This is a genomic window from Nocardioides caricicola (assembly GCF_039541135.1).
In the GTDB taxonomy this organism is placed as follows: domain Bacteria; phylum Actinomycetota; class Actinomycetes; order Propionibacteriales; family Nocardioidaceae; genus Nocardioides; species Nocardioides caricicola.
Genome location: NZ_BAABFQ010000002.1, coordinates 1 through 7,994 on the forward strand (window position 1 = coordinate 1; position 7,994 = coordinate 7,994).

At 70.8% G+C, this 7,994-nt stretch carries 10 protein-coding genes; 2 read left to right on the plus strand and 8 right to left on the minus strand.

What is annotated here, in order from left to right; translation table 11 throughout:
* The coding region (locus ABD875_RS01610; protein WP_345170720.1) for a GntR family transcriptional regulator at positions 1 to 851 on the plus strand (851 nt) is incomplete at its 5' end.
* Entirely contained in the window at positions 848 to 1,558 is a 711-nt protein-coding gene (locus ABD875_RS01615) for an HAD family hydrolase (RefSeq protein WP_345170721.1), read from the plus strand. The genes ABD875_RS01610 and ABD875_RS01615, both read left to right, overlap by 4 nt.
* Positions 1,559 to 1,840: 282 nt before the next feature.
* On the opposite strand, the gene ABD875_RS01620 is transcribed toward ABD875_RS01615, so the two are convergent.
* From ABD875_RS01620 to ABD875_RS01655, 8 genes are all read right to left on the minus strand, one after another.
* Positions 1,841 to 1,996, minus strand: coding sequence for a hypothetical protein (locus tag ABD875_RS01620; RefSeq protein ID WP_345170722.1), 156 nt, complete (start codon positions 1,994 to 1,996; stop codon positions 1,841 to 1,843).
* 133 nt (positions 1,997 to 2,129) lie between these two features.
* Positions 2,130 to 2,396: a helix-turn-helix transcriptional regulator gene (locus ABD875_RS01625; protein WP_345170723.1), complete on the minus strand. Its 267-nt coding sequence runs from the start codon at positions 2,394 to 2,396 to the stop codon at positions 2,130 to 2,132.
* Entirely contained in the window at positions 2,312 to 4,030 is a 1,719-nt protein-coding gene (locus tag ABD875_RS01630) for a replication initiator (protein ID WP_345170724.1), read from the minus strand. Before ABD875_RS01630 ends, ABD875_RS01625 begins: the two co-directional genes overlap by 85 nt.
* A complete protein-coding gene (locus tag ABD875_RS01635) occupies positions 4,027 to 4,671 on the minus strand; it encodes a GGDEF domain-containing protein (RefSeq protein WP_345170725.1) in 645 nt (214 codons plus the stop codon). Before ABD875_RS01635 ends, ABD875_RS01630 begins: the two co-directional genes overlap by 4 nt.
* A complete protein-coding gene (locus ABD875_RS01640; RefSeq protein WP_345170726.1) occupies positions 4,668 to 5,324 on the minus strand; it encodes a hypothetical protein in 657 nt (218 codons plus the stop codon). The genes ABD875_RS01635 and ABD875_RS01640 overlap by 4 nt, the downstream gene beginning before the upstream one ends.
* On the minus strand, positions 5,321 to 6,751 hold the full coding sequence (locus ABD875_RS01645) for an FtsK/SpoIIIE domain-containing protein (protein WP_345170727.1): 1,431 nt from the start codon (positions 6,749 to 6,751) through the stop codon (positions 5,321 to 5,323). Before ABD875_RS01645 ends, ABD875_RS01640 begins: the two co-directional genes overlap by 4 nt.
* A 3-nt stretch (positions 6,752 to 6,754) precedes the next feature.
* A complete protein-coding gene (locus ABD875_RS01650; protein ID WP_345170728.1) occupies positions 6,755 to 7,216 on the minus strand; it encodes a hypothetical protein in 462 nt (153 codons plus the stop codon).
* Between the two features lie 89 nt (positions 7,217 to 7,305).
* A complete protein-coding gene (locus tag ABD875_RS01655; RefSeq protein WP_345170729.1) occupies positions 7,306 to 7,737 on the minus strand; it encodes a plasmid replication, integration and excision activator in 432 nt (143 codons plus the stop codon).
* Between the last annotated feature and the right edge of the window lie 257 nt (positions 7,738 to 7,994).

Genomic DNA, 7,994 nt, shown 5'->3' on the forward strand with positions numbered 1-7,994 from the left:
AAAACCTGGCCGGGCTGGACCCGGACGACCCCAGGCCCCCGTCGCAGCAGATCGCTAACGTTCTGCGAGCTGCGATCCGTACACGCAAGTTCGAGCCAGGCGAGCGACTGCCGTCCCAGAACGACCTAGCCGAGCGCTACAACGTCGCCCGAGAGACGGTCAAGACTGCGCTGCGCATCCTGCGCGACGAGCGCCTGATCGTCACCCGTCAGGGCAGCGGCGCATTCGTTCGCGCACAGACCGAGCGGCCGGTGGGACTGCGGCCCCACGTCGAGGCGGCCTTCGAGCGCGCACACGTCACGATCGAATTCGCCGGCTTCTCCGGTGAGACGCTCCACGGAGTACTGACCGAGCCGCTCGACAAGATCCGTGCCGGGCTACTCACGCCCGAGTCCGTTACCGTTCGCATCCTGCTCCCGGACACGGGAGAGCCCATGGCCCTGCCATGCCTGGCTGAGACGCAGGCCGACGATCCCGGCGTGCGCGAGCGCGCCGAGCGGATCACCCGTCGGCACACGGACGCCATTGTCGAGGCGGTGCGCGAACTCGGAGACCTTGGCTTGGTCAAAGACGCAGTAGCAGAGGTGCGGGTGCACCGCGCAGCGCCGCTGTTCAAGCTCTACATCCTCAACGGCGAGGAAGCCTTCTTCGGCTTCTACCCGGTCGTAGAGCACACCGTCATGATCAAAGGCCAGCCCACGGCCATCTACGACCCGATGGGCAAGGACGCGATCCTCTTTCACCGCGCCGTCAGCGACGACGAGGCTTCCGACGCGTCCCAGTACGTCGACCAGGCCCGGACCTGGTTCGACTCCATGTGGTCAACCATCGCTCACGACTACACGCCATGAACCCGCGATACAGCGTCGCCCAGGTCCTCAACGACACCGGGCCAATCCTGCTCGACTTCGACGGGCCGGTCTGCGCCGTCTTCGCCACCCTCGCGGACTCCACCGTCGCGGCCGAGCTGCGCCGCGTCATCGAGGAGCACGACGTCGAGATACCGGCGCACATCCGAGCCATCGACGACCCGCTCGAAGTGCTCCGGTTCACCGCGACCACCGGAACGCCATCACTGGTCGTACGAGTTGAGAACGCGTTGTGCCGAGCCGAGCTAACCGCGGTCGACGGCGCCAGGCCAACGCCCTACGCGCGGGAGGTCATCGTCGCTGCCCATGAGGCTGGTCGGCCAATCGCCATCGTCAGCAACAACTCAGCCCTCGCCATCGAGCGTTACCTGACCGCTCACCGACTCACCCGGTACATCACGACCACCGTTGGCCGAGCACACGCCAACCCAGGTCGCATGAAGCCGAACCCGGCACCAATCCGACGCGCCGCCCTGGCGGTCGATGCCGACCCGACCAGGTGCGTCCTCGTAGGCGACTCCACCTCTGACATCGAAGGCGGACGGGCTGCCGCTGTTCGCACGATCGGGTTTGCCAACAAGCCCGGCAAGCGCGATCGCCTACTGAGGGCAGGAGCGGACGCCATCACCGAAGGCACGGACGGGATGGCCGAGCTGGCCAGGGCTCTACACCACGAACTGCCGAATTAGCCTCTTAAGGATCAAGGCGGCCCGCAAGCGGGCCGCGCCGGCTCGGCCCCGGCCTGCTGGCGACCTTCGGCCGGCATCGGCCGGGCCGGCCGGCCATGCATGGGACGACCAGAACCTTGAAGACCTCGGGGCTCCGCCCCGAACCCCGGCCCTCCTCAGAGATCGGCCGGGGCGGATCACCTCGCCGGGCACCCCAAGGGCTACCAGCCTCCCCGGACGGGGCCAAGGTCGTTCGGCTGGTGAGGCGCTCCACCTTGTCCCCGTCCGGGGAGGCTGGACGGTCTACGACTGCCCGACGAGGAGATCCGCCGCAGCAGCGCGGTTGTCAAGCGTCGCGAAGGTGACGTTCCGCTCGCCCTGGTCCAGCTTCACCTCAGGGGCAAGGCCGGTACGGGCAGCAAGGTCGAAGTCCTCGGCATCCTTCTTGCGCTGGAACACCTTGTCCCGCGTCTCACCAGCGGCATCGACGTACCGGACCCGCCACCGCTTGCCCCGGCCATGCTTCCCAGACTTAACCCTCTCACCGTCCGGACCAGGAGTGCTCAGGTACCACAGATCGTGGACCGCCACGTCAGCCCTCCCGTTCCGTGACCCACGCCCGGACCGCAGCCGGGTCGTAGCGCAGGTGACGCCCGACACGCGAAGCACGCGGCCCAGTGCGGCGGTGACGCCACTGATAGAGCGTGCCGACCGGGACACCAAGGAACGCCGACACGTCCTGAACAGTCCACAGCGGCTCGATCGTCGGCGCGGTCATCGATCCTCCAAAGGGGTCGCAGTTGCCGAAACGTCGGGCGGGTCGGCGGCGCGTCTGGCGGCGTCGAGCTGGGTGCGCCATTGGATCCGTTCGGATATCGCCCGCAGGACTCGGTGGCCGAGGGGCGGCACGTCGGGATCAGTCGGCTTGGCGAGTTCCCAGGCGTGCCGGAAGGCGTCGGAGCCGGCCGGGGCGGTGTCGGCGTCGGTGGTAACACCGAGCAGCGCCTTAACCCATTCGCGGCGGTCGGCCCGATGGTCGGCGAGGGTCTTGCCGGACCACTGGCGGGAGATGAGGACGCGTCGGCCGCCGATGCCGAGGGTTTCCCGCTTGTGAACCTTGTTCTTGCAGCTGCCCGGCTTCAACCCAGGCCGGGCCTTCTTCGGCTGGATGCCGTAGAGCAGCCAGTTGGCGCACCGCTCCGAGCACGGCGTGTGCCGTAGTTCCTGCCAGAGCCGTTCGAGGTGCGCTCGCTGCCGGCCGGTGGCGACCTCGTGGCAGTCGGCGGCCTGCTTGGTCAGGTACTTGGTGATGTAGCCGACGCACCGGTCGGCGTCCTTGGTGCCGGCGAGCACACCCTTGGCGTCGACCTGAACGCCGAAGCGGACCACGTGCACGGGCTCGGCGTCGGGGTCGGCGTCGAGCAGGTCCAGGGCGTCATCCCACGACGGCAGCAGTTCCCCGGTGTCGGGGTCGGTGTAGCCGCCCGCGTCGGCGTCCCATTGCGGCGCCCTTCCCGGTCCGTAGACCAGCTCGTCGACGGGCGGCCACCACACCTGGTGATAGGTCGCGGCCGCGACCTGCCGGACCAGCGCCCGGGGGATGGTGCCGCGCATGGCGAAGTGCGCGTGAGGTGCCAACCGGCGCTGCGGCTCGACCGCCCCCGCGTACTGGACGTTCCAGCCCACGGCCCGGCGCAGGTTCTGCCAGAAGCGGTCCAAGAGCCGGGGGAAGTGCACAGCGTCCCAGGCGGCCCGCCGGTAGTCGTAGCTGTCCGGGTCGACCGGGGTCCCGTCGGAGTGCACGCGGCCGTAGGAGCCAAGGGTGAGGGTCAGGAACATCGACGGCCGGAACACCTGCCCGGCGTGGCCCTCGAAGGTCCGGCCGATGGTCCGGTTCTCCACCGGCAGGCGGGGCAGATCCGGGGCGTCCTGCCGCCGCTTGGTCGACCGGACCCGCCGCCTGCCGTCGCCGTCATCCTGGTCCTCCCTGACGTGCGGAGGGGCGGGCCGGCCCCGCATGCCCTCGGTGGTGATCTGGCCTTCCAGTTCCGCGATCGCCTCGTCCAGGTCCGCCACCTGATCCCACTGCGACGCCCGAGCCGCCTCATCACGGGCGAACTCCAGGTGAGCCCGAGCCACAATCAGGCCGCGTTGTGCCTCGGTGGCCGGGAGAGGGCCGGGGTCGGGTTCGTCGTCGCGGTGCCATCCCTCGTGGATCTGCTGCTGCCGCAGCCGGCGGGCACGGGTAGCGCAGGCCGGACACTTGGCTTCCTGGGTGGCCCCGCAGGGCATGTCGATGACTTCCGTCTGGCCGCTGTCGAGGTCGGTGCGGCGCAGGGAGACGGGGCGGGTGCAGACGCCGTAGTCGGCGGCGAGGTCGGCCACGACGTCGACGGAGCGGGGCATGAGCATCCGGGCGGCCCGGGAGCCCGGCCTCGGCTCCACCGTAGGGGTGGCGGGTTCGAGGCCGGGCAGCGTCGGAGTGAGGGTCATCGGCCCACCCCCACAGTCGGGGTGAGGTCGCGGACCCGCAAGGCGGGGCGGGGGTCGGCGGTGGCGTGGTCGTCGCGCAGCGGGTCGAAGGCGACGACGCCGGCCCGGGTGGTCTTGGCCCGATACATCGCGGCATCGCCGTCAGCGAGGGCGGCGGCCAGACCGGCCGGGTTGGCGGGGGCGAGGCCGATGCTGGCCGTCACCGACACCGCCATGCCGGACGGGAGCCGGACGGGTGCGGCGATGGCGGCGGCAAGGTGGCGGGCAGCCGCGGCCGGGTTCGGGTCGAGCAGGAGTGCGGCGAACTCGTCCCCACCGAGGCGAGCGGCGACACCGTGAACCGACCGGAGGCGGGAGGCGACGGCGGTGAGCACCTGGTCGCCGGCGGCGTGGCCGTGGGTGTCGTTGACCGGCTTGAAGCCGTCCAGGTCGACCACCACCACCCACGGCCGCAGCGCGGCGAGCTGGGTCCAAGCGTCGGCCAGCCCGGCGCGGTTCGCGAGGCCGGTCAGCGGATCACGGAGGGTCGAGCGGTGCAGGGCGGTCAGCTCGTAGCGGGCGACGTAGAGCCGGTACTGATCCCAGCAGAACAGGGCGAGGCCGGCGGCGAGGAGCAGGCCGGACAGGAGGTGGTCGGTCATCGGGTCACCTCTCCGATCAGCGGGACGCCGTTGCGGCGGGTGAACGCAGCCGGCGGCACCGGGGCGACCGGGGCAGGCCGGGGCGGATCGACTGGAGTCGGGCGGGTCGGCTCGGTGTCGACCAGGGCGGCGGGCTCAGGCACAGCCGGCGCGGCGACCGGGGTCGGCTGGACGGGCGAGGCAGGCGGAGTGATCGGGCGGGCCGGTGCGGGAGCCGGTGCCGGGGTGCCGGCCGGAGCCGGGGCCGGCGGGGTGGGGGCGGTGGTGAGGACGAGCTTGGACAGACCCATGAACGCCAGCGCGGGCACGGCGGACAGCAGCCAGCCGGACAGGCCGGGCTTGGCCACGGCGAGCTGCGCGGCGAGGGACAGGAGCACGGCGGCGACGAGCAGGAACATCGGGTAGCCGACCGGCTGACCGTTGCGGCGTCGACGGCGGATGGTCAGCAGCGCGGCGACGGGCACCAGCTCGGAGATGACGGCGTTGGCCCAGCCAAACCATTCGCCGGTGCCCGTGGGGCTGTTGTCGAGGGTCCAGTCCTTGACGTGGGTGAACGAGGCGGCTCCGGCGAAGCCGGCGACGAGTAGGAGGATGACGACGAGGACCAGGCCCTCAGCGCGGTCGGTGCGGGTGTGGGTGGGGTGGGGTTTCATGCGGCACCTTCCAGGACTTCACCGTCGATGACCCGCAGGCGGCCGTAGGTGTGGGCCATGTCGCGGATCTCGTCATCGGTCAGGTAGGAGAAGCGCACCCGCATCGGCGTCGGGTCCCCGTCGATGACCACGAACCCGACACCGGGCAGGGACTGCGGGATGCGGTCGCACAGTGCGCCCCGGTCGCGCATCCCTTCACCGAGGACCAGGTCCACCTGCGCGGCCTCGGCCAGCCGCAGGCCGATGCGGGTGGGGAACAGGTCCCGGAACGGCAGGACCTCTTTGCGCGGGTCCTGGATGGCCGCCAGGACGTGCACCCCGACCGCCCGGCCCTGCGAGAGCAGGATGGACAGGGCGGCCTTGATGCGGTCCTTCAACTGCCGGTCGGTCAGGTACGCGGTCAGGTTCGCCAGCTCATCGATCACCACGACGATCAGCGGCTCATCCGGCGTCGGTGTGTGCTGGCGGGTCCGGCCGTAAAGCTTCCCGGCCCGGTCCTTGGCCACGGTGGCGGCTTCCTCGATCAGCTCACACATCGCGGCGTAGTCCTTGCGGGCGAACCGGGCGAACATCGGGGCACCCATCCCGAGTTCCATGCCGCCCTTGGGGTCCAGGCCCCAGAGCTGGACGAGGCCGGAGGTGACCCCGGCGGCGAGGGAGCGGACGACCGACCAGATGACCGAGCCCTTCCCGGATCCGGTGGCGCCCACCACGAGGACCTGAGTCCCGAAGAGGCGCAGGTCGTAGCCGTCGCCGTCCTCGCGCCGGCCGACCGGCAGGGCGGCGAACTCGGGCACTGCCGGCACGGGTAGCGGGCGGAGCAGCTTGGCGAGGGGGTCACCGCGGAACAGGTGCAGCAGCACCACGTCCGGCCGGTTGCCGGGGGTGGCCTTGACCTGGCGGACGCCGAAGGTGTGGGCGAGGCGTTCGGCCACCTTGGCGAAGTCGTCGGGGATCTGCCCGGTGACCATCCGCACCGTCACCGCGTCGACGCCGGCCGAGCAGGTGACCCGCCGCAGGACCGGCAGGACGGTGTGGGCGTCGAAGGAGACGGCGAGGCGGGCGGTGACCATCGCAGCGTGCCAGTTCCGGCCGTACAGCCACCGCCGATACCGGGCCAGCACCGGCCACCACGCGAACCGCAGGAACGACGAACGATGACCGAAGCCCCACCCGGCGGCGACGACCGCGACCAGGACCACGAACCCGACCGGACCAACCCAGCCGAACCGGACGTAGAGCCAGCCGAAGAACACGGCCGGGGCAGTGACGTACCAGAAGCGGACCAGGACGACGGTGAGGCGGGCGAGGGCCTTGACGGTCCACCAGGTCAGGGCCAGCCACAGCGGGATGCGGATGAACGGGGTACGGACGTTGATCGGGGCCGAGTCGATCCGGTCACCCCGGATCACGTTGACCAGCGGCATCGATCAGCCCTCCCCGACAGCGGCAGTGAACAGGGAGCCCTGCCCCGGCGAGCCGGGACGACGGCGGACCACCCGGCGGACCGGGCGGACCGGGCGGGCCGGCATCAGCGCGGCCAAGTCCACCGGCCCCGACTCCGGGGCGGGGACGTGGCGGGTCATGGTCGGCAGCCACCGGCCCCGACCGAGCACCGCCCGAAGGTCGGCCCGGTCGGAGACGTGCGGGGCGATCAGGTCCGGGTCCAGATGGCGCAGCTTCACCACCGTCCGGGCCAGGGCAGCGGCGGCGGCGGAGATCTCCACCAGCGCCGCGACGCGGACCGCGTCGGCGGGAATGGTGGAGTAGACCTCGCGGGCGGCCCGGATACCGGGGCCGGCCAGCCGCATGACGGTGCGGCGGTGTGTCGTGCGGCGGGGGCCGGGGCGAGGGTTCCCGGCGATGCGGGCAGCGTCAGCTAGCGTGGGCATCTGCCCAACTCCTTCCAGGGAGAACGGGTGAAAGCGCGGGGCGGGAGTTGTCTTTGCGGATGAGGCCCGCCCCGCGCGTCCAGATGTGGTCAGGCCGCCTGCTTCGTTGCGGCAGCGGTCGGCTCGGTCATGGCACCGGCGCGGATCGACCACGCCTGACGCGCCCGGCACTTCCCCGAGCCCTTGCACCGCTGGGAGTCCACGTACGGCGTCAGCGTCACGTCGGTGAACATCACCGCCGGCGGGTAACCCGGGATCTTCGACGCCGGCGGCACCGGCTGCACCGGCGCGGCGATCTTCACCTTGACTTCCTTGGTCCCGCCGAACTTCCCGGCCTCCGGGTCCAGGTCCAGCACCTTGACCACCCACAGACGCTCGCCCGTGTCCTTGTCCCGCGCCTGGTCATCACCCTGGCCGCGCTTGTCGAAGTCCGTCACCGGCTCCACACCCAGACACAGCGCACCCGTCGGGAAGACGTAGTCGAACGGAACGGGGACCTTGATCGTGTTCGGGACAGCCATTGCCCTACCTCCAGCTCTGCCCGCCGGCACTCCGCCGGCCTCGGGATTCGACTTGGCTCGCCAAATCGCGTACGACCGAAGGTAGGCCAGACTGTCTAGCCAGGTCAAGAGTTGGACGCTGATTGGTCTAGATTGGCTAACAGCAGCTACCCTGACCTGCATGACCAGCGAGCTGGAAAACCTGGCCGGGCTGGACCCGGACGACCCCAGGCCCCCGTCGCAGCAGATCGCTAACGTTCTGCGAGCTGCGATCCGTA

What these genes read in the sequence shown, in the direction of transcription:
- ABD875_RS01640 (WP_345170726.1), bottom strand. Translation starts at nt 5,324, where the DNA reads ATGAAACCCCACCCCACCCACACCCGCACCGACCGCGCTGAGGGCCTG.
- ABD875_RS01655 (WP_345170729.1), bottom strand. Translation starts at nt 7,737, where the DNA reads ATGGCTGTCCCGAACACGATCAAGGTCCCCGTTCCGTTCGACTACGTC.
- ABD875_RS01635 (WP_345170725.1), bottom strand. Translation starts at nt 4,671, where the DNA reads ATGACCGACCACCTCCTGTCCGGCCTGCTCCTCGCCGCCGGCCTCGCC.
- ABD875_RS01625 (WP_345170723.1), bottom strand. Translation starts at nt 2,396, where the DNA reads ATGGCGCACCCAGCTCGACGCCGCCAGACGCGCCGCCGACCCGCCCGA.
- ABD875_RS01645 (WP_345170727.1), bottom strand. Translation starts at nt 6,751, where the DNA reads ATGCCGCTGGTCAACGTGATCCGGGGTGACCGGATCGACTCGGCCCCG.
- ABD875_RS01615 (WP_345170721.1), top strand. Translation starts at nt 848, where the DNA reads ATGAACCCGCGATACAGCGTCGCCCAGGTCCTCAACGACACCGGGCCA.
- ABD875_RS01630 (WP_345170724.1), bottom strand. Translation starts at nt 4,030, where the DNA reads ATGACCCTCACTCCGACGCTGCCCGGCCTCGAACCCGCCACCCCTACG.
- ABD875_RS01650 (WP_345170728.1), bottom strand. Translation starts at nt 7,216, where the DNA reads ATGCCCACGCTAGCTGACGCTGCCCGCATCGCCGGGAACCCTCGCCCC.